Origin of the sequence: Sinorhizobium sp. M4_45 (assembly GCF_002885915.1) — a bacterium.
Classification (GTDB): domain Bacteria; phylum Pseudomonadota; class Alphaproteobacteria; order Rhizobiales; family Rhizobiaceae; genus Sinorhizobium; species Sinorhizobium meliloti_A.
On the sequence record NZ_NWVE01000005.1, the window covers coordinates 260350 to 283945 of the forward strand.

General features: G+C 64.3%; 12 protein-coding genes. 6 read left to right on the forward strand and 6 right to left on the reverse strand.

The window, feature by feature from the left end:
* Positions 1 to 22: 22 nt before the first annotated feature.
* Positions 23 to 763, reverse strand: a complete 741-nt coding sequence (locus CN933_RS16470) for a helix-turn-helix transcriptional regulator (protein WP_003535227.1) — start codon at positions 761 to 763, stop codon at positions 23 to 25.
* A 377-nt stretch (positions 764 to 1140) separates the two neighbouring features.
* Between CN933_RS16470 and CN933_RS16475 the strand changes: the two genes are divergently transcribed.
* Positions 1141 to 2898: a glucan ABC transporter ATP-binding protein/ permease gene (locus CN933_RS16475; protein ID WP_018098745.1), complete on the forward strand. Its 1758-nt coding sequence runs from the start codon at positions 1141 to 1143 to the stop codon at positions 2896 to 2898.
* Between the two features lie 191 nt (positions 2899 to 3089).
* Here CN933_RS16475 and CN933_RS16480 read toward each other — a convergent pair whose 3' ends face one another.
* The 3 genes from CN933_RS16480 to CN933_RS16495 form a co-directional block, all read right to left on the reverse strand.
* Positions 3090 to 4247, reverse strand: a complete 1158-nt coding sequence (locus CN933_RS16480; protein ID WP_018098744.1) for an OpgC family protein — start codon at positions 4245 to 4247, stop codon at positions 3090 to 3092.
* 287 nt (positions 4248 to 4534) lie between these two features.
* The gene (ndvB, locus tag CN933_RS16485; protein WP_437405734.1) at positions 4535 to 13033 is read right to left on the reverse strand and encodes a cyclic beta-(1,2)-glucan synthase; all 8499 of its coding nucleotides are present in this window, start codon (positions 13031 to 13033) and stop codon (positions 4535 to 4537) included.
* Positions 13034 to 13452: 419 nt separating this feature from the next.
* Complete coding sequence (locus CN933_RS16495; RefSeq protein ID WP_018098742.1) at positions 13453 to 14358, reverse strand: LysR family transcriptional regulator; 906 nt, start codon at positions 14356 to 14358, stop codon at positions 13453 to 13455.
* 113 nt (positions 14359 to 14471) lie between these two features.
* Between CN933_RS16495 and hglS the strand changes: the two genes are divergently transcribed.
* Genes hglS through CN933_RS16515 form a run of 4 tightly spaced genes read left to right on the forward strand, consistent with a single transcriptional unit; the run spans position 14472 to position 20120 of the window.
* Complete coding sequence (gene hglS, locus CN933_RS16500) at positions 14472 to 15872, forward strand: 2-oxoadipate dioxygenase/decarboxylase HglS (protein ID WP_018098741.1); 1401 nt, start codon at positions 14472 to 14474, stop codon at positions 15870 to 15872.
* A 10-nt stretch (positions 15873 to 15882) separates the two neighbouring features.
* On the forward strand, positions 15883 to 17304 hold the full coding sequence (locus CN933_RS16505; RefSeq protein ID WP_018098740.1) for an FAD-binding oxidoreductase: 1422 nt from the start codon (positions 15883 to 15885) through the stop codon (positions 17302 to 17304).
* 34 nt (positions 17305 to 17338) lie between these two features.
* Positions 17339 to 18871 (forward strand): L-piperidine-6-carboxylate dehydrogenase, encoded by a 1533-nt coding sequence (amaB, locus tag CN933_RS16510; protein WP_018098739.1) that lies wholly within the window; start codon positions 17339 to 17341, stop codon positions 18869 to 18871.
* Between the two features lie 16 nt (positions 18872 to 18887).
* On the forward strand, positions 18888 to 20120 hold the full coding sequence (locus CN933_RS16515; protein ID WP_018098738.1) for a pyridoxal phosphate-dependent aminotransferase: 1233 nt from the start codon (positions 18888 to 18890) through the stop codon (positions 20118 to 20120).
* Positions 20121 to 20207: 87 nt separating this feature from the next.
* Here CN933_RS16515 and relB read toward each other — a convergent pair whose 3' ends face one another.
* Positions 20208 to 20756 (reverse strand): type II toxin-antitoxin system RelB family anti-toxin, encoded by a 549-nt coding sequence (relB, locus tag CN933_RS16520; protein WP_018098737.1) that lies wholly within the window; start codon positions 20754 to 20756, stop codon positions 20208 to 20210.
* 145 nt (positions 20757 to 20901) lie between these two features.
* Here relB and aptA point away from each other — a divergent pair, with 145 nt between their 5' ends.
* A complete protein-coding gene (gene aptA / locus CN933_RS16525) occupies positions 20902 to 22239 on the forward strand; it encodes an omega-aminotransferase AptA (RefSeq protein ID WP_018098736.1) in 1338 nt (445 codons plus the stop codon).
* 75 nt (positions 22240 to 22314) lie between these two features.
* On the opposite strand, the gene CN933_RS16530 is transcribed toward aptA, so the two are convergent.
* Complete coding sequence (locus tag CN933_RS16530) at positions 22315 to 23586, reverse strand: glycerate kinase type-2 family protein (protein WP_018098735.1); 1272 nt, start codon at positions 23584 to 23586, stop codon at positions 22315 to 22317.
* Positions 23587 to 23596 lie beyond the last annotated feature (10 nt).

The window sequence follows — 23596 nt, forward strand, 5'->3', positions numbered from 1 at the left end:
ATTCGGTCAGGAGCACGGGTCGTCAGGAGATCAGTCCCAGACGGAAGGCGATCGCCACGACGTGATGCCGGTTCTTCGCCTTCAACTTTTCCTGGATGCCGTTCATGTACCAGTCGACCGTGTGGCTGGAAATGTCGAGGACCTTGCCGATGTCGTTCGATGTCATGCCGTCGGCGAGATAGTGGAGCGCCTCCATTTCGCGCCGCGTCATCTGGACTTCGACGCGCGAGACGAGTTCCGCCATGATCTCCGGATCGGTGAGTTCGAGCAGCTTCCAGAAAAGCCGCTTGGCGATGGCGTCGAAAAGGCTCAACTCCACCGGGCTCAGATCGACCACCCGGCCGCCCACGGTCAGGTTGCCCATGAGCCCGCGCCGGCCGTGCACCGGAAAGATATAGCCGTCGAAGAGGCCGTGATTGCGTGCCTCGACCATCATGCTTTCCATGCGCTTGCGGTGCGGGTCCGAGCGGAAGGCCACGAGCGTGTCGCGCCAGCGGAAGCCGCGCTGGGCATGACCGAGGAAGCGAATAGTCGGATCAATGACGACGTATTTCTTGCGGATGTAAATCTGCGGCCAGCCCTCCGGCCAGCGTCCGGCCAGAAGAAGTCTCAGCGGATTCTCGTGCGGTTTCGGCTGACGCACGATGCCGTAGAAGTCGAAACCGCACCGGTCGAGCAGGCGCTCGAACTCGGGCAGGATCTCCTCGCGCGTCTTCATCTCTTCCAGTAGCGCCAGAAACTGTACGAGCAACGTAATATTCATAGAGCATCCTCGAATCAAAAACGCGCCGCGCAACCCGCCAGGCCATATGAATACGCCGTTCAGAAGCCATTCATGTTGCAACCGCGATAATTCTTCATATCACGCCCGGTCTTGCAGGAAACCTGCAAAAACTCGGAGTCGGGGCATCAAGATAGCTAACGATGGATCATCCCGCCAACCCTCCCATGGTATCGGATGATCCTTCTCGCTGATCCGCCCCGTCTACCGCGTTTTTTGGGAAGAACGCAAAGGCCGTCACCCGCGGCTTTGCCGGCACGCAAGGTGGATGAAGATCATCTTGCCGTCGGTTCAAGACGCAACGCATCGCCGCTTCGTGCCGTTGCGGCGAAATTCCGATACCCGAAAGGGGTGAGACAGTGTCCTTGTTTCAGGTGTATGCAAGAGCGCTTCAGTATCTTGCTGTCCACAAGTTTCGCGTCGGGGCGATCGTCATAGCCAATATCGTCCTGGCTGCCATCACCATTGCGGAGCCGATTCTGTTCGGCCGAATCATCGACGCGATCTCCTCACAGAAGGACGTCGCGCCGATGCTGCTCCTGTGGGCGGGCTTCGGCGTCTTCAATACGATCGCCTTCGTGCTCGTTTCCCGAGAGGCGGACCGTCTCGCCCACGGTCGCCGCGCTTCGCTCCTGACCGAAGCCTTCGGCCGGATCGTCTCGATGCCTCTCTCCTGGCACAGTCAGCGCGGCACTTCGAATGCGCTGCATACGCTGCTGCGCGCCTGCGAGACGCTCTTCGGCCTCTGGCTCGAATTCATGCGGCAGCATCTGGCGACGGCAGTGGCGCTCGTCCTTCTCATTCCGACCGCCTTTGCCATGGACGTCCGTCTGTCGCTCATCCTCGTCGTGCTCGGTGCTGCCTATGTGATGATCAGCAAGGTCGTGATGAGCCGCACGAAGGAGGGTCAGGCTGCCGTCGAGGGCCATTACCACACGGTCTTCTCGCACGTGTCCGACTCGATCAGCAACGTTTCGGTGGTTCACAGCTACAACCGCATCGAAGCTGAAACGCGCGAGCTGAAGAAGTTCACGCAGCGCCTGCTGTCGGCCCAGTATCCGGTGCTCGACTGGTGGGCTTTGGCGAGCGGCCTCAACCGTATTGCCTCGACCATCTCGATGATGGCGATCCTCGTCATCGGCACCGTTCTGGTGCAGCGCGGCGAGCTCGGCGTCGGCGAGGTGATCGCTTTCATCGGCTTCGCCAATCTGCTGATCGGCCGCCTCGACCAGATGAAGGCCTTCGCCACGCAGATCTTCGAAGCGCGCGCCAAACTCGAAGATTTCTTCCAGCTCGAGGATTCCGTGCAGGACCGCGAGGAGCCGTCCGATGCCGGGGAACTGAAGGGTGTCGTCGGCGAGGTCGAATTCAAGGACATTTCCTTCGACTTCGCAAACTCCGCCCAAGGCGTGCGCAACGTCTCGTTCAAGGCCAAGGCCGGCCAGACGATCGCCATCGTCGGCCCGACCGGTGCCGGGAAGACCACGCTCGTCAACCTCCTGCAGCGGGTCCACGAGCCGAAGCACGGCCAGATCCTGATCGACGGCGTGGACATCGCGACCGTCACCCGCAAATCGCTGCGCCGGTCGATCGCCACGGTCTTCCAGGATGCCGGCCTCATGAACCGCTCGATCGGCGAAAATATCCGCCTCGGCCGTGACGACGCCTCTTTGGACGAGGTGATGGCAGCCGCCGAGGCCGCCGCCGCGAGCGATTTCATCGAGGACCGCCTCAACGGCTACGACACGGTCGTCGGCGAACGCGGCAACCGGCTGTCGGGCGGCGAACGCCAGCGCGTCGCGATTGCCCGCGCGATCCTGAAGAACGCGCCGATCCTGGTGCTCGACGAGGCGACCAGCGCGCTCGACGTCGAGACCGAGGCCCGCGTCAAGGATGCCATCGACGCCTTGCGCAAGGACCGGACGACCTTCATCATCGCCCACCGCCTGTCGACGGTGCGGGAAGCCGATCTGGTCATCTTCATGGATCAGGGCCGGATCGTGGAAATGGGCGGCTTCCACGAACTCAGCCAGAGCAACGGCCGCTTCGCGGCACTGCTTCGCGCCAGCGGTATCCTCACGGACGAGGATGTCCGCAAGAGCCTTACGGCAGCGTGATCGCCTCACCGACCATCGGATCTACAACGAAATGCCCCGGATTCCGGGGCATTTCTATGTGACCGGGAAGGTCGCGAGATCCGAGAGCGTCATGAGCGCAAGGGCAAATCCATCGAACGGTTGCGCGGACTGTGACATACGGCCACGCCGGGAGGGGACGACTCTCCTCCCGGCGTGCGGATAAGGGTCCCTCACGCCGCCTTCAGTGGCGGCGCCACGGAGACCTCCTTCAGCCATTCGAGGTAATAGGCATAGGCGAAGTGCAGGCCGATGCCGCCGATGACGAAGATCGTGCCGATGATCCGGTCCCGGTCGGTGACGAGAAGCAGCACCTGGCCCGCCATTGCGAGGATCGTCCCGAAAATAAAGACGGCAAGCGAATGGCGCCCGATCATCACCAGGGGGTGGTTGCTTCCGACCCGCGTCAGCCGGCTGAAGACGGGGACGGTTGCGAGAATATAGGCGAGCGCCAGCACATGCAGCAGCCGCGTCAGCGACAGGAAGGTCTTGTCGAAGCCGGTCAGCACCGCAGGCAGGCCGAAGGAGAGATCGATGTTCCACCAGGAAAACAGCACCCAGAAGGCGGAAATCGCGAGATAGGCGACGGAAAGGCCGAGAAGCCAGGGGCTCCGCGGGAGACTCCCGCCCCGCCGCACATGGCTCATGCACAGAATGCCGATCACGAACAGGAACTGCCAGGACCAGGGATTGAGGAACCAGTAGCCGTCGTCGAGAAAGTTATAGGGCACCATTTTGAAGCAGCCGGCAGCGAGCCAGAGCGTCGCGGAAAACGCGAACAGCAATCTGGGGCGCACGGCATTCAGCCACAGAAACCCGGGCAGCAGCAGGAACAGCACCGCATACATCGACAGAATGTTGTTGTAGCCGAGCTGGTGCCCGAGCAGCACCATGGCGACGATCCCCTGCTCCGTCTGCTCGACGATCGGCCGGATGTTGATCTCGCCGATCAGCTCCTGACGGCCGAAATAGAGGGCGCCGCCGGCGAAGATCGCAAGCGTCACCACGCTCGTCATGATGTGCGCAACATAGAGCGCCAGGGCGCGCCGCCATATCTTCAGCGTGAGGGCGAGCCGGCCGCCGGCCAGGAACTTGCCGGAATAGGCCGCCCCCACCGACAGGCCGGAAATCAGCACGAAGGCCTCTGCCGAATCGGAAAAGCCGAAGTTCTTGTGGGTCAGATATTCGAGATACTGGCCCGGTACATGGTTGACGAAGATGGTCAGCAGGCAAAGTGCCCGAAAAACGTCGAGGCGTGTGTCGCGCCCGGTCGGCATCGGAGGGGCGACCCCTCTCTGATCGTTGCCGCCCTCAAAGGTCTTCTGCAGCATGCGCGTTCATATCCGGGATTTGGCGCCCCGCCCCACCCCTGTTGAAACCGGCGCCGCCGTGCCGGCCCGATGCGGGCGGCGCCGACGCCATGAATGAATGACGAACCTGACACGGCAAAGAAAAGCCGGCCTTGCCTCCGAGCGGAATGAGGAAAAGTGTGTACCGTTTTGCGCCCTGCATTCCGCTCGACTTGTTGGATCGGATCACGATTGCTTTGGGTCGTTCGATCCAAGTCATCGTGATCCAAGAAAACAAAGCCGGTTCAGCTCGTGCTTCAAGCCGGCAGCTACAGCAAAACCCCTTCATGCGCGTTTTCTGTGACACTATTATTTACGCTTACGACCGGTTCGCCAGTTTTTGGATCGCGGCTGACGGAAATCCGGTGCGTGGTGCCGTTCACGCGCACTTCGGCCGAATAGCCCGGCCATTCGGAGGGTAGGACGGGCCGGATCAAGAGCTTGTCGCCCCGCTTGCGGATGCCGAGAATCCCCTCGACACCGGCGCGGTAGAGCCAGCCGGCGGAGCCCGTGTACCAGGTCCAGCCGCCGCGGCCGGCAAGCGCGCCTTCTCCATAGATATCGGCAGCAACCACATAGGGCTCGACACGATAATGCTCGGCGTCCTCCTGGCTGAGAGCATGCGACACGGGGTTGAGCATGCTGAAGGTGCGCCAGGCCTCTTCCGCCCGCTCCTGGGCGGCGAATGCCAGCACCACCCAGGTGGCCGCGTGGGTATATTGCCCGCCATTCTCCCGCACGCCCGGGGGATAGGCCTTGATGTAGCCCGGGTCCTGCTTCGTCGTCTCGAGCGGCGGCGTGAACAGCCGGACGATGCGCTTTTCGGGATCTACGAGCTCCGCCATCACCGCGTCCATCGCGCGCAGAGAACGCTCCTTGTCGCCCTCTCCCGAAAGCGTGCTCCAGGATTGCGCGATCGAATCGATGCGGCACTCGCCGTTCTCCGCCGATCCGAGCGGCGTGCCGTCGTCGTAATAGCCGCGGCGATAGTAATCGCCGTCCCAGCCTGCCTGTTCGAGCGCATCCTTCAGTGCTTCGAGATGCCGCTCCCATAGGGCCAGGCGCGGCTTGTCCTTGCGGGCACGGGCATAGGGCAGGAACGCGCGCAGGGTGCCTGCCAGGAACCAGCCGAGCCAGACGCTCGTGCCCTTTCCGGCCTCCCCGACACGGTTCATGCCGTCGTTCCAGTCGCCGCCGAGAATGAGCGGCAGACCGTTGGCGCCGGTCCGGCGGATGGCGAGATCGACCGCACGGGCGCAATGCTCGTAGACGTCGCCCACCTCGTCGGCCACATCCGGCTTGTAGAAGCTGTCGTGCTGGCCTTCTTCCAGAGCCGGCCCGGTAATGAAAGGAACTTTCTCCTTGAGGATGTCTTCCTCGCCGGTGACGGCGCAATAATGCGCAACCGCATGAGCGAGCCAGACCACGTCGTCCGAGATCATCGTGCGGACGCCCGCGTCCGTGCCGGGCAGCCACCAATGCTGCACGTCGCCTTCGACGAACTGCCGCGCCGCGGCATTGAGGATCTGCGCACGGGCAAGCGCCGGCCGATGGATGAGGAAGGCAAGCGTATCCTGCAGCTGATCGCGGAAACCGAAGGCACCGCTTGCCTGGTAGAAGGCCGAGCGTGCCATGATCCGGCAGCCGAGCGCCTGGTAGGGAAGCCAGTGGTTGATCATGTGGTTGAAGGCGCGATCGGGCGTCTCCACCTTCACGACTCCGGTGAAATCACCCCAGAACGCCTTCGCCGCCTCGAGCGCAGCGTCGAAACTGTCCGCCCTGAGTTCCTCCAGCACCGCCTGCACCTGATCGGAATTGTCGGCATCACCGAGGAAGAAGGTGACCTGTCGCTCCACCCCCGCCTCGATGGTGAGATCCGTCGCGAGCGCCGCGCAGGCATCCCCGTCCACATCCGTCGATCCGGTGAGCTCGGCGCCGGCGACCACTGCCTGCGGGGCGAGGATTCCTCCGGCCCGGCCAAGGAATTCCCGCCGGCTCGCCGTATAGCCGGCGATATCTCCGTCGCTGGCGAAGAACGCGCACCGGCCCGGATAGTCGATGCTGTAGGGATTGGTGGCGACGAGCGTCTTCGCGCTTTCGTCCCACTCGCTGAGGACGAAGGGCGCGGTACGGCTGCGATTGTTGCCGAGCACCCACTCCGCATAGCCGTAGACGCGCAGCTTGCGTGCGGCCGAACTGCGGTTGCGGATCGTCAGCCGGACGAGCTTGGCCGGCAGGCTCCTGTGGATCGTATGCATGGCCTCGATCTCGAGCTCGTCCTGCGTGCTGAGAAAGCGCGAATAGCCGAGGCCGTGACGGGTCTCGAACCGGGCGGACTTGCGTCGCGACAGTGCGGCATAGGGCGTCAGCACCGCGCCGTTTTCCATGTCGCGCACGAAGATCGCCTCGCCCGGACGATTGACGACCGCATCGTTGCTCCAGGGCGTCAACTGATAGTCGCGGGAATTGCGGCTCCAGGAGAAGGCCGCACCTTCGGCGGAGATATGGAAGCCGAATTGCTCGTTGGAGATGACGTTGATCCAGGGTTGCGGCGTCGCCTCGCCTCCGCGCAGCCGCACGGCATATTCGCGGCCGTCCTCGGCAAAGCCGCCGAAGCCGTTCCAGTAATCCAGGTCGCCGCCGTCGAGTTCGACCGCCACCGGCTCGTCGGTCTCCCGTATCACCGGCAGCAGCATCTCGGCGCCCTCCTCCTTCTTTTCGGAAGGTTTGGAGTAGAGCGATGTGGCGCGGGCTATCTGATCCGAGATCGTGCCGTTGCGGGCATGGAAGACGGCCCGCGATGCCGAGATCAGCGTCGACCAGGTTTCCGGTTCCATCAGGTCCCGGCGCACCGCAAAGATGTGCTGGCGCGGGCCGTCCGAAAGGCCGCGAAGCCTCAAATTCTCGCACATGGAGTCGAGCGTGTGCTGCAGATCCTGCGCATAGGAGGAGGCGCGCTCGTTGACCACCACCAGATCGGCGGTGATGCCGCGAGCTCTCAGATATTCCTGCGCCCGCAAGGCCTCGCGGGCGATGCCGAGATCGCCGTCGTCGTTGATCCTGAGGCAGAAGATCGGGAAATCGCCGGAGATCGCCAGCGGCCACAGCGCCGATTGCGAGGCAAGCCCGGTCTTGACGGTCTCCGTGTCGGCGCGAAGGTGCATATCCGGATAGACAAGATAGCGGCCGAGCATCTGGAAGCTCGCGGCCTCCTTCGAGGTGATCCCGACATGGCGCATCTGCACCTGGCTGCGGGTCCAGGCATGGATGAGCTCGTGATTGAAGGTTTCCGGATGCCGGTAGCGGTCGATCGCCCGATCGACGCCTTCCCTGTCCGGGGCGGCGATCGTCCAGAAGATGACGCTCACCTTCTTACCCGCCGGCACGCGTACGACGCGACGCAGCGACACGATCGGATCGAGCGTGAAGCCGTCGGTGCCGGAAAGCGTGGCGCCCGGGTCGAATGCGGCCGCCTCGGCAATCGTGCGGCCCTGGCCGAGGAAGCGCCGGCGATCGGTCTCCGCCTGCGTGTGGCGATCGCTGCCGGCATTGTCGGTGACGAGATGGGCGACCTCGATGTCCGGATCGCCAGGGCTGCGCTTGTTGCGCGAGACCCATATCACGTCTCCGTGACGGCTGATCTCGGTGCGGATGAACATTTTCGAGAAGGTCGGGTGCGAGCTGTCGGCATCGTCCATGGCAAGCACGGGCTCGGCATAAGACGTCACCTCGATGAACCGGTCTTCCGTGCCCGTGTTGAGCAGGATAACCCGACGGCCTTCGGCATCGTGCTCGGTGGCGACGATGCATTCCACCTCGCTTGTCAGATCGCCGACGGTCTTGACGTATTCGGCCTTGTCGTCGCCGAAGCGGGTAACGGTCTTTTCGCCCGGCGCACGCCGCGGCTCGGCCGTCGCCGACCACCAGTCGCCCGTCACCGTGTCGCGCAGGAAGATGAAGGTCCCCGTCCTGTCCTCCACCGGGTCCGGAGTCCATCTCGTGACCGCCTGACCGTTCCAGCGGGCATAACCCGCCCCTGTCGCCGTCAGCATGACGGAGTAGTGACCGTTCGACAGAAGAACCGTCTCGCGATCCTGGTTGATCGGGTCTTCGACGACGCGGACTTCGGGGCGCAGGAGATCGGCCTGGCCCTTGCCCAGCGCTTCCGGCTCGCGCTTGGCGGCCATCACCGGAATGTCGCGCGGCGCCTTCTCCTGCAGGAGGAGTTCGGCGGCCTCGATGACGGGATCGGCATGGAACCACTCGCGCAGCTGCCCGTTGAAGACGACATTGGCGACCGCCGCGACCGACATGCCGTGATGATGGGCATAATAGTTGCGCACGACGGCGCATTTCTGGCCTTCCGGCACGCGCGTCGGCGTGAAGTCGACGGCGTCGTGATAGCCGTAGGCCCCAAGGGCGCCGACCTCCCGGAGCCGCGCCAGATTGGCGAGCGCCGATTTCGGATCGTACATGCAGGCGAGAATGGACGCGTAAGGTGCGATGACGGCATTCTGCCCGAGGCCGCGCTTCAGACCCAGCGTCGGCACGCCGAAGTTCGTATACTGGTAGGTCAGCTCGTGGTCGCGCGCATTAAACGCCGCCTCGGAAATGCCCCAGGGCGTCCCGAGCCGGCGGCCGTGATTGATCTGCTCCTGGACCACCAGATTGTTGGTCTGGTTGAGGATGCCGCCCTGCCGCTCCTGCATGACGAGCGGCGGCATCAGATATTCGAACATCGAACCCGACCAGGAGACGAGCGCACCGCGCGCGCCGATCGGCACGATCGGACGGCCGAGCTTGTACCAGTGCTCGGTCGGCAGATCCCCCTTGGCAATCGCGAAAAGGCTCGTCAGCCGCGCCTCGGAGGCGAGCAGATCGTAGCAGGCCTCGTCGAGCTCGTTGGCGTTGACCCGGTAGCCGATCGACAGCAGCCGCCGCTCCGGCCGGAACAGGAAGCTGAAGTCCATGGAGAAGGCGATGTCGCGTGCGCGCTCCTTGAGCACCAGCAGACGCTGGCGCAGAGCCTCGATGGCACCGAGGTCGAAGACGCCGTCGGCGATATGGGCCTCGCAGGCGGCCACCAGCGAACCCGCCCATGTCGCCACTTCGCCGCTGGGGACGGTGCGCACCTCATGGTCGAGATTGACCGTCAGCTTGTGCATGTCGCGTGCGAGCACCGCGAGGTTGATCACCCGGATGGAGGCGAATTCGCGCTCGCGCTTGACCGCGGCAAGCGCGTTCTGGAAGCCGGCGATGCGCTCCTCGATCAGGCGCCTCAGCGGCCGTACGGTCTTGCGGTCGTCGGGAAGCTCGCTCAACACCTCCTTGAGGATCGCCGCGACGTCGCCGATGCCGTCGAGATTGCCCTGGACGTGGGCGGATGGGGCTTCGGCCCATTCGCGGCACATGGACGAGACCGCGATCAGGTGTCCGGCGAGGTTGCCGCTGTCGACCGAGGAGACATAACGCGGCTCCATTGGTTCGAGCCCGCGCGTGCGATACCAGTTGAAGAGATGGCCGCGATATTTCGGCATGCGGTCGATCGTGGCGATCGTCTGCTCGAGGCGCGTGATCGTCTCCTCGAAACCGATCCAGCCGAAGGAGCGCGCCGACATGACCGACAGGAGATAGACGCCGATATTCGTCGGCGAGGTACGCTCCGCGAGTACCGGCTGCGGCGTTTCCTGGAAGTTGTCCGGCGGCAGGAAGTTCTGCTCGGCGGTGACGAACGCCTCGAAGTAGCGCCATGTCCGCCGGGCGATCTTGCGCATCTCCTCGATCGCCTCATCGGAAACGGCGAGCTGGTCTTCAGTCTCGGCGGACTGGCTCACGAACCAGGCGACCGCGGGCGAGGCGGCCCAGATAAGGGCGAAGGGCAGCCCGATGAAGGGCAGCCCCGTATCGGAGATGGCGGCAAGCGCCAGCGACACCAGCGCAAGCGCCGGTGCCGTCCACATTGCGCGGAAGTAGTCGCCGATCGAACCGTGGCCGGCGCTCTGCACCTGCGCGGCGGTGCGCCATTCGAGCATCAGCTTGCGGCTGACGAAGGTGCGATAGAGCGAGCGCACGATCGCATCGGCCATCATCGCCGCATTGTGCGCGATGAAGACGATGCGCAACGCGACCTGCGCGTTGGCGGCGCGGATGTCCGACAGCACCGTGTGGAGATGCGCACGCGCGACGATGTCGTTGCGCCGGGGCATGATCCCGGAGATCAGCGACAGTGTCGGCGCGACGAACAGGCTGAAAATCAGCACGAGCTGCCAGATCAGCGCCGGGGTCGGCTCCATGTAGTACCAGCCCATGACCGAGGCGGCGAGCCAGGCGACGGGAATGAGCGAGCGGCGCAGGTTGTCGTACATCTTCCAGCGCCCGAGCATCGAAAGGCCGTTCTTCGGATTGAAGATATACGGCAGGAGCTGCCAGTCGCCTCGCGCCCAACGATGCTGGCGCGACATCTCGACCTCGTAGCGGATCGGAAAATCCTCGACGAGCTCGATGTCGGTCACCAGCGCGCAACGCGCATAGGAACCTTCGAGAAGGTCGTGGCTGAGCACCGCATTTTCTTCGATCCTGCTCTTGAGAGCAGCCTCGAAGGCGTCGACATGATAGAGGCCCTTGCCGGTGAAGCTGCCTTCGCCGGCAATGTCCTGATAGACGTCCGACACGGTGAAGACGTAAGGGTCGATGCCGCGATTGATGGTGAAGATGCGCTGGAAGGCCGAGGCCTCGCTGCCGGTGGTGAGCGACGGCGTCACGCGCGGCTGCAGGAGGCTGTAGCCGGTCACGACCTCCTGTGTCCTCGGATTGACGACCGGCCGGTTGATCGGGTGATAGAGCTTGCCGACGAGCTTGGTCACCGCGTCGCGCATGAGACGCGTGTCGGAGTCGAGCGTCATCACATATTGCACGCCCTCCGGCACCGTGTTGGCGCCCTGAAGGAAGGAGGTATCGCGGTCGCCGCGAAGCAGCAGATTCAACTCGTGCAGCTTGCCGCGCTTGCGCTCCCATCCCATCCACACGCCCTCGGCCTCGTTGTAGAGGCGGCGGCGGTGCAGCAGGAAGAAGCGCGTCTTGCCGTCATAGGCATAGCGGGCAGAGAGAGACGCGATCTCGCGCTTGGCATATTCGAGAACATCCGTGTCGGCAGGAGCCTCCTCCGACTTGCTGTCGGCCCAATCGCTCAGGAGCGCGAAATAGATCTCGCCGCGCGGATTGGCGAGATAGTGAACCTCGAGGTTGCGCACGAGCTCGTCTACATGATCGCGCTTGGCAATCAGGCAAGGCACCACGACCAGCGTACGTCCATCCTCGGGTATTCCGTCGAGAAACTCGTAACCGACCAGCCGCGACGGTTTGGCAAACAGCGTGAAGACCGTGTTGAACAGGCCCATCGCGCCTTCGGAGGCAGGCAGCGCGAAGAGCAGGAGCATGATCAGCTTCGCGCCGCTCGGAATATCCATCGGGCTGACGAAGGCATAGACGACGATCATCGCCAGGATCGTCAAGAGAATGTTCGGCCCGGCTATGGCGAACCAGTCGAGCTTGCGGACCGACCGGATGATGTGCTGGAAGATCGAGGGCGAATAGCCGATCCTCTTCTCGAGTGCCAGCCGCTGCTTGCCGACCAGGAAGGAGCCGACATTCGGCTCCTGCAGAGGCGCTTCGACGGCCGCGGCGGCCTTCGCCTCCTCGACCATCTCGATCGCGATCTTCGTGACTTCATGCTCGCTGTGGCCGGACCGGCGGGCAAGCTTCTCGATCGTGTCGCGATACGTGTTGCGCGATCCGAAATCGAGCGCCGCATAGTCGGACCCTTCGCGCAGCGTCGCATCGATCTTGCTGACGCTTTCGAACCAGACGGCCCAGTCCGTGTCGTCGATCTCGCGCAGACTGCGGATGATATTGCTCATCGTCGCGTTGCCCGACGACAGGCGGTTCTGCTCCGCTACCAGCGCCTCCTCGACGTCGGTGCCACGCCTCTCCAGCCTCTCCTCGATCCAGGCGATGACGGCACCCGAGCTCTGGGAACCGTCACGCATGCGGTAAAGGAGCTGTGCGATGAAGGTGTTGTCGGCGGCAAGCGCCTCGGACTCCACCAGAAGCGTCCGGCAGCCTTCCGGATCGTTCAGCCGGATGAGCTGGTCCGCGACCTCGTTCGCCTTCCGCCGCATGCCGCGCGAGCGCTCGACGCGGATGGCGATGCGCCTCAGATTTTCGATGAGGACGAAACGCAGGATCGACGGCAGCGCCCACAATTCGCCGATCTTGAGGGTCTCGTGCTCCTGGAAGCCCCCCACCATCGCGGTGATGCTTTCCCGCGTGACGGTACTGTGGGTATGGGCAACGTAGAGCCAGGCAAGGGCCATCGTGCGCGGGATGACGGTTCCGGAGACCGAGAGCGTCGGCAGTTGCCGGTAGAAACGGCGTGGAAAGTCCCGCCGTACCTCCTGGATCGCCTCTTCGACGACGTGGTGGTTGTCGAGCAGCCATTCGGCTGCAGGCGTGATCGAGGCGCCGGCTTCCACGTCGGCTGCGGTCGCCCGGTAGACGCGCAGGATTTCCTTCTCGTTCTCCCGATGGCGGACGCGAAATTCGAAAGGAAAGAAGCCCGGCAGAGCGGAAGTGCCGTGTTCGGCGAGGCTCGCGCCGCATGCTCGCAGGTCGTCGATCGAGAAATAGGTCGAGCGGATCGAATCGTTGTAGTCGATCTGCTTCGCTTCCGGTTCGCGCGGTAAGTTGGACTGCGTTGTGTTCTGGAGCATGGGTACGGATTCTGGTTCCACTCGGGACTGATCGGCCCGGTTGTCGTTGTTCTGCCGGTGTGGCTGCGACCCCGAGGATGCAGACGGCGCCGGCGCGTTTCTAGACACGGTCATGTGCCCTCCTTCGCCGTCATTGTCCCGGGAAGAGAGTATGGGTGAAGGCAGGCGCCGAACGCAAAGCCGGCGGCGCGCTGGATTTCACGGCCGCGTGGTGCATGAAGATGGCATTTTTTAGCCGTGATGTCAGCAGCTTGCAAGGAATGCGAGCATCGCCCGCAGCCGGCTCCGGAGACCCGTACCGCGAGGAGCCGGACTGGCCGGCGAGCTCCCTCGATTCGATGGATATCTCTGTCAAAGTCCGCCCTTCCTGGTGTAAGCCCGTCCGCAGGCTGAGATCCGTAGGCCCTCAACCGGACTTGCTACTGCGACCGATCACCGACCTGTTCGGTGATCCACTCCCGGAAAGCGCGACTGATCGGATTTTCGAGCTTGCCTTCCGGAATGGCGAGATAATAGCTGTTCTCCGTCTGCATCGGTCGATCGAGAACGATCCGCAGGGTGCCTGCGGTAAGTTCCTGCTCGATCAGATAGCGAGGCAAAAGGGCAAAACCGAGACCTGCAGTCGCCGCCTCGATTACCATCGAGAATTGATCGAAGCGGTTGCCGCGATAGGCGCCGTCCTGTTCGACGCCGTTTACCTCGAACCATTGCGCCCAGAGCTTGGGCCGCGTCGCCAGATGCAGCAGCGGGCCGCCGCCGATGTCCGCAGGCGCCTCCACCGGATGCATCGAGAGAAGGGTCGGGCTGGCGGCCGGCACGATGACTTCGCTGCAGAGATAGTTGCAAATGGCGCGCGCCCAGACGGGCTGGCCGTAATGGATCGCGAGGTCGAAGTTCTGCTCTTCGAAGTCGAACGGCTCCGAACGGGAGGCGATATTGACGACGGTGCCCGGGTGGCGCCTCAGGAAATCGGGCAGGCGCGGCACCAGCCAGCGGCTGCCGAAGGTCGGAAGCGATGCGATGGAGAGGCTCGAGTCGGCCCGCGCCGACGCCATGGCGCGCACCATCAGCTCTTCGGTCTGGTTCAGAAGCCGGCGTACCTCCGGCAGGAATTTCTGCCCCGCATCGGAAAGAATGACCCGCTGGCGCACCCGCTCGAAGAGCAGCACGCCCAGCTGGTTTTCGAGATCCTTGATCTGCCGGCTGACGGCGCTCTGCGTGAGATTGAGCTCCGCGGCGGCCTGGGTGAAACTGCCATGGCGCGCCGCGCATTCGAAGGCCTGCAGCGTCGTCACGTCGGGAACCAGTCGGCGGCTCAACTTCATTCCAGCCTCGCATCAACATAGTCAGAAGCAGCGCGATCCAAGCTCACAGCCTTCCGATATGATCAGAATTAAGAATGACCTTGTCCTTCATCCATAGCGCGAGGCGAGCCCCAGTGAAAGAGAATAGTTTCGTATCCGCCGACGATATCCGCTCGGCCTTTTCCGCTGCGATGTCGCTGATGTACCGCGAAGAAGTACCCGCCTACGGCACGCTGATGGAGCTCGTCGCAAGGGTCAACGGCGAAACGCTCTCGGCCGACGCCACCCTCAAGGAGAGGCTGGAGGCGACGGATTCGCTCGAACGCATTTCCGAGGAGCGTCACGGCGCGATCCGTCTCGGCACGCCGGCGGAGCTTTCGATGATGCGCCGTGTATTTGCCGTGATGGGCATGTATCCGGTCGGCTACTACGATCTGTCGACCGCCGGGGTGCCGGTCCACTCCACGGCCTTCCGGCCGGTTGGAGACGCGGCCCTGAAGCGCAACCCCTTCCGCGTCTTCACCTCGCTTCTGAGGCTCGACCTCATTGCCGACGAGGCCCTTCGCGCCGAGGCGGAGGCGATCCTGAAAGAGCGCCGGATCTTCACATCCGGTGCGGTCGATCTTACCGAAAAGGCCGAGCGCGACGGCGGCCTCGACGAGCGCGATGCCGACCGTTTCGTCGCCGAAGTGCTCGAGACCTTCCGCTGGCACGACGAGGCGAATGTCGGCGCCGACATGTACGAGCGCCTGCACGATGCGCACCGGCTGATCGCCGACGTGGTCTCCTTCAAGGGGCCGCATATCAACCATCTGACGCCACGTACGCTCGACATCGACCGCGTCCAGGCGCTGATGCCGGAATATGGCATTGCCCCGAAGGCCGTGGTCGAAGGGCCGCCGACACGCAAGTGCCCGGTCCTGCTTCGCCAGACCTCCTTCAAGGCGCTCGAAGAGCCGGTTTCCTTCCGCGGCGCCGATGGCGGCTGGAAGACCGGCTCGCATACCGCCCGCTTCGGCGAGATCGAGCAGCGCGGCATCGCCTTGACGCCGAAGGGCCGCGGTCTCTACGACCGGCTGCTCGACGAATCGCGCAAGATCGTACGTCCGGCCGCCGATGGTTCAAATGCCAGAGAATACGAAGCGGCCTTGACCCAGGTCTTCGAGGCCTTCCCCGACAGCTGGGCGGAAATCCGGCAGGCCGGCCTCGGCTATTTCAGCTATTCCCTGACGGAGAAGGGCCGGCGGACGAAGCTGCCCGGCCGGCGCGATCTCAATTCCCTGATCGCCGACGGTCTTATTCGGTTCGATCCGATCGTCTATGAGGACTTCCTTCCCGTCAGCGCCGCCGGTATCTTCCAGTCGAACCTCGGCGACGGTGCGCAGCAGGAATTCGAGGCGAGCCCGAACCAGAAGCGCTTCGAGACCGACCTCGGCGTCGCCGTCCTCAACGAATTCGATCACTATGCCGGCATCGAGCAGGCATCGATCGAAGGCTGCCTCAAGGCGCTTACCGCCGCCATGGCAGCGGAGTGATACGCCGGCAATGATTGACGAGCACCATATCGACGCATTGACGAAGCTCCTTGGCGACAAGGGCGTCGTCACGCGTCGGGAGGACATGGAGGCTTACGAGACCGGCGCACGCTACGACCGCGGCCGCGCGGCGGCCGTCCTGCGTCCGGCAACGACGGAAGAGGTCTCGGCCGCCGTCGGTTACTGCGTCCGCAGCGGCATCGCCCTCATCCCCCAGTCGGGCAATACGGGCCTGGTCTCGGGGTCGACGCCGGACGAGTCGGGCAGCGAGGTCGTCGTCAGCCTCGACCGGCTGACCCGCCAGTTTGCGCTCGACGTGGACAATCGCTCAGTGCGCGTCGACGCCGGCTTTCGCCTGTCCGAGCTCAACCGCCGGCTGGAGGAACACGGCCTGTTCTTCCCGATCGATCTCGGCGCCGACCCGCGGATCGGCGGCATGACCGCCACCAATACCGGCGGCTCGCGCTTTCTCAAATATGGCGACGTGCGCCGCAACATGCTGGGTCTGAAAGTGGTCCTCGCCGACGAAGCGGGCACGGTGCTCGACCTCGGCTCGGACCTGCGCAAGAACAATACCGGCATCGACTGGAAGCAGATCTTCATCGGCACCTCGGGCGCCTTCGGCATCGTCACCGAATGCGTGCTCAATCTCGAGCGCCTGCCGAAGCAGACGGCGACCGCCTTCCTCGTGCCGGCGAGCGGCGCGCATGTCCTGCCGCTCCTGAAGGCCATGGAAGAGCGGCTCGGCGCCTATCTCTCGGCCTTCGAGGGAATGTCGGCGAACGCGATCGCCGCGGCCTTCGCCCATGTGCCGGCGCTGAAGAACCCCTTCCAGGGCGGCAAGGTCCCCGACTACGTGATCCTTGCCGAGATCTCCCGCACCTCGAGCCCGCGCGAGGGCGAGCAGCCGCTCGACGCGGTTCTCGAAAGCGTGCTCGCGGAGATATGGGAAATGGATGAGGCGCCGCTCGCCGATGCACTCGTCGGCCCGCCGCACGAGATCTGGTCGCTGCGCCATGCGCTTTCGGAGGGCGTAAAGCACCTCGGCAAGCTGATCGCTTTCGATCTCTCCTTCCGCAGGGGTGACATCATGGTCTTCTGCGACCATATGAAGGCGGAAATGCCGGAAAAATTTCCGGGCGTCACGGTCTGCGATTTCGGCCATATCGGCGACGGCGGCGTTCACTTCAACCTGGTCGTCGCAAAGGATAGTTCGCTACTGGCCGATGCGACCTTCGAGCAGCGTCTGCGCGATTGGGTCTTTGCGGTCGCGGTCGAGCAATATCACGGCAGCTTCAGCGCGGAACATGCGCTCGGCCGCCGCAATCAGGCTTATTACGATCTCTACACGCCGGAAAAATTGAAGAACATGGCGGCCGGCCTCAAGACGCTCACCTCGCCGGGCAAGCTCGGCAGCGTGCGCTTCGGTTAGGTCATCGCGCCAGCTACAAGACGGGAGTCACCACATGAACATTGCAGCCAAGAAAATCGACGTCGCGAGCGAGGCAGCCGCGCTCCTCGAGAAAATGGGCGTCGCCAAGGACCTCTACACCGGCGGCGACATGCCGTCCTTCAGCCCGGTCACCGGCGAGAAGATCGCCAGTCTCAAGACCGTGTCTGCCGCTGAAGCCGCCAGGAAGATCGAGAAGGCCGACGAGGCTTTCCGCGTCTGGCGTCTCGTGCCGGCGCCGAAGCGCGGCGAGCTCGTCCGGCTTCTCGGCGAGGAACTGCGCGCCTTCAAGGCCGATCTCGGCCGCCTCGTCTCGATCGAAGCCGGCAAGATCCCGTCCGAGGGCCTCGGCGAAGTGCAGGAGATGATCGATATCTGCGATTTCGCCGTCGGCCTTTCCCGCCAGCTCTACGGCCTGACGATCGCCACCGAGCGTCCCGGTCACCGGATGATGGAAACCTGGCACCCGCTCGGTGTCGTCGGCATCATTTCCGCCTTCAACTTCCCCGTCGCGGTCTGGTCGTGGAATGCGGCGCTCGCGCTCGTCTGCGGTGACGCCGTCGTCTGGAAGCCGTCGGAAAAGACGCCGCTCACCGCGCTCGCCTGCCAGGCGATCCTGGAACGCGCCATCGCCCGTTTCGGCGACGCTCCGGAAGGCCTGTCGCAGGTCCTGATCGGCGACCGTGCGATCGGCGAGGCCCTCGTCGACCATCCGAAGGTGCCGCTGGTCTCGGCGACCGGCTCCACCCGCATGGGCCGCGAGGTCGGTCCGCGGCTTGCCAAGCGCTTTGCCCGTGCGATCCTGGAACTCGGCGGCAACAATGCGGGCATCGTCTGCCCGTCCGCAGACCTCGACATGGCGCTGCGCGCCATTGCTTTCGGGGCCATGGGCACCGCCGGCCAGCGCTGCACGACCCTGCGCCGCCTCTTCGTCCATGAAAGCGTCTACGACCAGCTCGTGCCGCGCCTGAAGAAGGCCTATCAGTCGGTCTCCGTCGGCAACCCGCTGGAATCGGCCGCACTCGTCGGGCCGCTCGTCGACAAGGCGGCCTTCGACGGGATGCAGAAGGCGATCGCCGAGGCAAAGAGCCATGGCGGTGCCGTCACCGGCGGCGAGCGCGTCGATCTCGGCCACGAGAACGGCTATTACGTCAAGCCGGCACTGGTCGAAATGCCGAAGCAGGAAGGCCCGGTTCTCGAAGAAACCTTCGCGCCGATCCTCTACGTCATGAAGTACAGCGACTTCGACGCCGTGCTCGCCGAGCACAATGCGGTTGCCGCCGGACTTTCCTCCTCGATCTTCACCCGTGACATGCAGGAATCGGAACGGTTCCTCGCGGCCGACGGCTCGGATTGCGGCATCGCCAACGTCAATATCGGCACCTCCGGCGCCGAGATCGGCGGCGCGTTCGGCGGCGAAAAGGAGACCGGCGGCGGCCGCGAATCCGGCTCCGACGCTTGGAAGGCCTATATGCGGCGCGCCACCAACACGGTGAACTATTCGAAGGCTCTGCCGCTGGCGCAGGGCGTCTCTTTCGACATCGAATAATCGAACAGGATCGGCCATGACCATCAATGCAACGGTCAAGGAGGCGGGCTTTCAGCCCGCCTCGCGGATTTCCTCGATCGGCGTTTCGGAAATCCTGAAGATCGGCGCCCGCGCCGCCGCCATGAAGCGCGAAGGCAAGCCGGTGATCATCCTCGGCGCCGGCGAGCCGGATTTCGACACGCCGGAACACGTGAAGCGGGCCGCCTCGGATGCGATCCACCGCGGCGAAACGAAATACACCGCACTCGACGGCACGCCGGAATTGAAGAAGGCTATCCGCGAGAAATTCCAGCGCGAGAACGCGCTGGCCTACGAGCTGGACGAGATCACGGTCGCGACCGGCGCCAAGCAGATCCTCTTCAACGCCATGATGGCGTCGCTCGATCCGGGCGACGAGGTCATCATTCCGACGCCCTATTGGACCTCCTATTCGGACATTGTCCAGATCTGCGAGGGCAAGCCCGTTCTGATCGCCTGCGACGCCTCTTCCGGCTTCCGCCTGACGGCGGAGAAGCTGGAGGCGGCCATCACGCCGCGGACCCGATGGGTGCTCTTGAACTCGCCCTCCAACCCGTCGGGCGCCGCCTACAGTGCGGCCGACTACCGGCCGCTGCTCGAGGTACTTCTGAGGCACCCGCATGTCTGGCTGCTCGTCGACGACATGTATGAGCACATCGTCTATGACGGTTTCCGCTTCGTCACCCCCGCGCAGCTGGAGCCGGGCCTGAAGAACCGCACGCTGACCGTAAACGGCGTTTCGAAGGCCTATGCGATGACCGGCTGGCGGATCGGCTATGCCGGCGGCCCGCGCGAGCTCATCAAGGCGATGGCCGTCGTCCAGAGTCAGGCGACCTCCTGCCCCTCTTCGATAAGCCAGGCGGCTTCGGTCGCGGCGCTGAACGGACCGCAGGACTTTCTGAAAGAACGGACAGCCAGCTTCCAGGGCCGCCGCGATCTCGTGGTCGACGGCCTGAACGCGATCGACGGCCTCGACTGCCGCGTTCCCGAGGGCGCCTTCTACACTTTCTCCGGCTGCGCCGGCGTTCTCGGCAAGGTGACGCCATCGGGCAAGAGGATCGAGACGGATACGGATTTCTGCGCCTATCTTCTGGAAGACGCCCATGTCGCCGTCGTCCCGGGCTCGGCTTTCGGCCTCTCACCCTTTTTCCGCATTTCCTATGCGACTTCGGAGGCGGAGCTGAAAGAGGCGCTCGAATGCATCGCGGCGGCCTGCGAGCGGCTTTCGTAAGCGAAGGGCGGGAGTCTCCTCAAAAGGCCCCCTCCCCAACCCCTCCCCACAGGTGGGAGGTGGGTGGGGAGGGGCGTTCTCGCCCGGTCAAAACGTCGGCGGCGTACAGGCGCTGATCACTTCGCAGGGTACCGGTCCGATACAGCGAAAGCGGTGCGGCCGCCGGCTTTCGAAATAATAGGCATCGCCCGGCCCGAGGATGCGCCTCTCGTCGTCCACGGTCACTTCCAGCCGGCCTGAAAGCACGATCCCGCCTTCCTCGCCCTCATGCACCAGCGGAACCTTGCCGGTGTCCGCGCCCGGCTGGTAGCACTCCTTCAGGATCTGAAGGCTGCGGCCGAAAAGGTTGTCGCCGATCTGGCGATAGGAGATCGGTCCCTTGCCGATCTCCACCAGCTCCTCCGCCGCATAGAAAGCCCTGCGCGGCTTCTCCGGCTCGAAGGAGAAGAACTCCGCAAGGCCGATCGGAATGCCGTCGAGGATACGCTTCAATGCGCCGACCGAGGGGTTCGATGCATTCGATTCGATCAACGAGATGGTGGAGTTGGTAACCCCCGCCCTCTTGGCGAGTTCGCGCTGGGAAAGCTTGTGCCTCAGCCGAACATGCCGCAGGCGGTTGCCGATATCGACGCTCATGGCGAACCCCGGTGTTGCCCTTGTTTGAAATAGCGAAATTCTAGCAAACTGACCTATTTAAATACAATAGCTTAGATGGCCATAGAAAAGGACTTGTTCGGAAATCCAAATCATGGCGTCAATCAGCTAACGACAGGAGGATGCCATGAACGCCCACAACAAGCCCAACGCTCCGGTTCTCGACAGCTACTGGATGCCCTTCACCGCCAACCGTCAGTTCAAGGCGGCGCCCCGGCTGCTCGCCGCCGCTGAGGGCATGCACTATACCAGCGTCGACGGCCGGACGGTTCTCGACGGCACCGCCGGCCTCTGGTGCGTGAATGCCGGGCACGGCCGCCGGCAGATCGCCGCCGCGGTCGAGCGGCAGCTTTCGACCATGGACTTCGCGCCGTCCTTCCAGATGGGACATCCGATCGCCTTCGACTTCGCCGAGCGGCTGGCCGAGATTGCGCCCGGCCCGGTCGGCGCCAAGCTCGACCGGGTGTTTTTCACCGGCTCGGGCTCGGAATCCGTGGACACAGCGCTGAAGATCGCACTTGCCTATCAACGTTCGATCGGCCAAGGCACGCGCACCCGCCTCATCGGCCGCGAACGCGGTTATCACGGCGTCGGCTTCGGCGGCATCTCCGTCGGCGGCATCGTCAACAACCGCCGCGTCTTCCCGCAGCTTCCCGGGTCCGACCATCTGCGCCACACCCATGACCCGGCGAAGAACGCCTTCGTCAAAGGGCAGCCGGAGCATGGGGCCGAGCTTGCCGACGACCTCGAAAGGCTCGTGGCGCTCCACGGCGCCGAGACGATCGCCGCCTGCATCGTCGAGCCCGTCGCCGGCTCGACCGGCGTGCTGATCCCGCCGAAGGGCTATCTCGAGCGGCTGCGCGCGATCTGCGACAAGCACGGCATTCTCCTGATTTTCGACGAGGTGATCACCGGTTTCGGCCGGCTCGGTGCGGCCTTCGCGACCGACTATTTCGGTGTCACGCCGGACATCGTCACCACCGCCAAGGGGCTTACCAACGGCGCGATCCCGATGGGCGCTGTCTTTGCCAGCCGCAAGGTGCACGACGCCCTGATGCACGGCCCGGAAGGCCAGATCGAGCTCTTCCACGGCTATACCTATTCCGGACATCCGGCCGCCTGTGCCGCCGGCATCGCCACGCTCGACATCTATCGAGACGAAGGCCTGATGACGCGCGCCGCCGAAATCGAGGGCGACTGGCACGAGGCGATGCATTCCATGAAAGGCCTGCCGCATGTCATCGACATCCGCACCATCGGCCTCATCGCCGGTATCGAGCTCCAGTCGCGCGACGGCGCGCCCGGCGCTCGCGCCTATGACGTTTTCGTCGATTGCTTCGAGCGGGGCCTGCTGATCCGCGTCACCGGCGACATCATCGCCTTCTCGCCGCCTCTGATCGCGGAGAAGCAGCATTTCGGCGAGATCGTCTCGACCCTTGCCGATGCGTTGAAGCGGGTGAAATAACGGCGCTTGAGATAGTTTAAATGCCCCCTCCCGACGCCTTGGAGGGGGCATTCTCACATTCATCCAGGGGTCGCTTCAGCGTATCAGGATGGCCCGCAGATCATTGACATTCGTCCCCGTCGGCCCGGGTACGAACAGGTCGCCGCTGGCCGCGAAGGCCGTCCAGGCGTCATGGCGCGCGAGGTGAGCGCGGGGATCGGCGCCTGCCGCCCGCATCCGGCCGACGCTTGCGCCGTCGGCAAAGGCGCCGGCATTGTCCTCGGATCCGTCGATGCCGTCGGTGTCGGCGGCAAGCGCATCGATACCGCCGATGCCGTCGATGTCGAGCGCGAGCGACAGGAGGAATTCGCTGTTGCGTCCGCCCTTCCCGTAACTTTCGCCGGAGATCGTCACTGTCGTCTCGCCGCCGGAAAGCAGCACGACCGGCTTCGAAAAGGGACGGTTGCGCGAGGCCACTTCCCGCGCGAGCGCCGCATGCATACGGCCGATGTCGCGCGCCTCGCCCTCGATCGCATCCGACAGGATCATCGCCTCGATGCCGCTTTCCCGCGCCCGTGCCGCCGCCGCTTCCAGCGAAACGGCCGCCGAGGCGATGACGTGCACTTCGTTGCCGCCGAATGCAGGATCGTCGGGCCGGGGTGCCCGCGCCGCTTCGGAAGCGAGATGCGCCGTCACCCGCTCGGGCAGGGCGATAGCGTATCGCGCGACGATCTCGCGCGCTTCTTCGAGACTGGACCGGTCGGCCACCGTCGGGCCGGAGGCGACGAAGGCCGGATTGTCGCCGGGCACGTCGGAGACGACGAGGCTCACGACTCGCGCCGGGGCGGCGGCAAGTGCAAGCCGCCCGCCCTTGATCCGCGAGGCATGCTTGCGCACCACATTCATGGCGGAAATCGGTGCTCCGGAGGCAAGCAGCGCCTTGTTGACGGCGATCTCGTCCTCCAGGGTCAAGCCGCCGGGCGGGGCCGGTAAGAGAGCGGAGCCTCCGCCGGAAATGAGCGCCACCACGAGATCATCCGCCGTCAGTCCCCCGACGGTTTCGAGGAGCGCCGAGGACGCGGCAAGCCCCGCCTCGTCCGGCACCGGGTGAGCCGATTGCAGGACCCTGATCCGCTCGCATTTCTCTATGGGCCCGTGGCGGGCAACGACGGCGCCTGCAAGCGGCCCGTCCCAGAGCCGCTCGAAAGCGGCCGCCATCTGGCTCGCGGCCTTGCCGGCGCCGACCACGATCGTGCGGCCCTTCGGCCGCGCCGGAAGGTGCGCCCGAATGGCGGCTTCAGGATCGGCCGCGGCAACGGCGGCCTCGAAAAGCGATATGAGAAAAGGGCGCGGCTCTATTGACGTCATGGAATCAGAC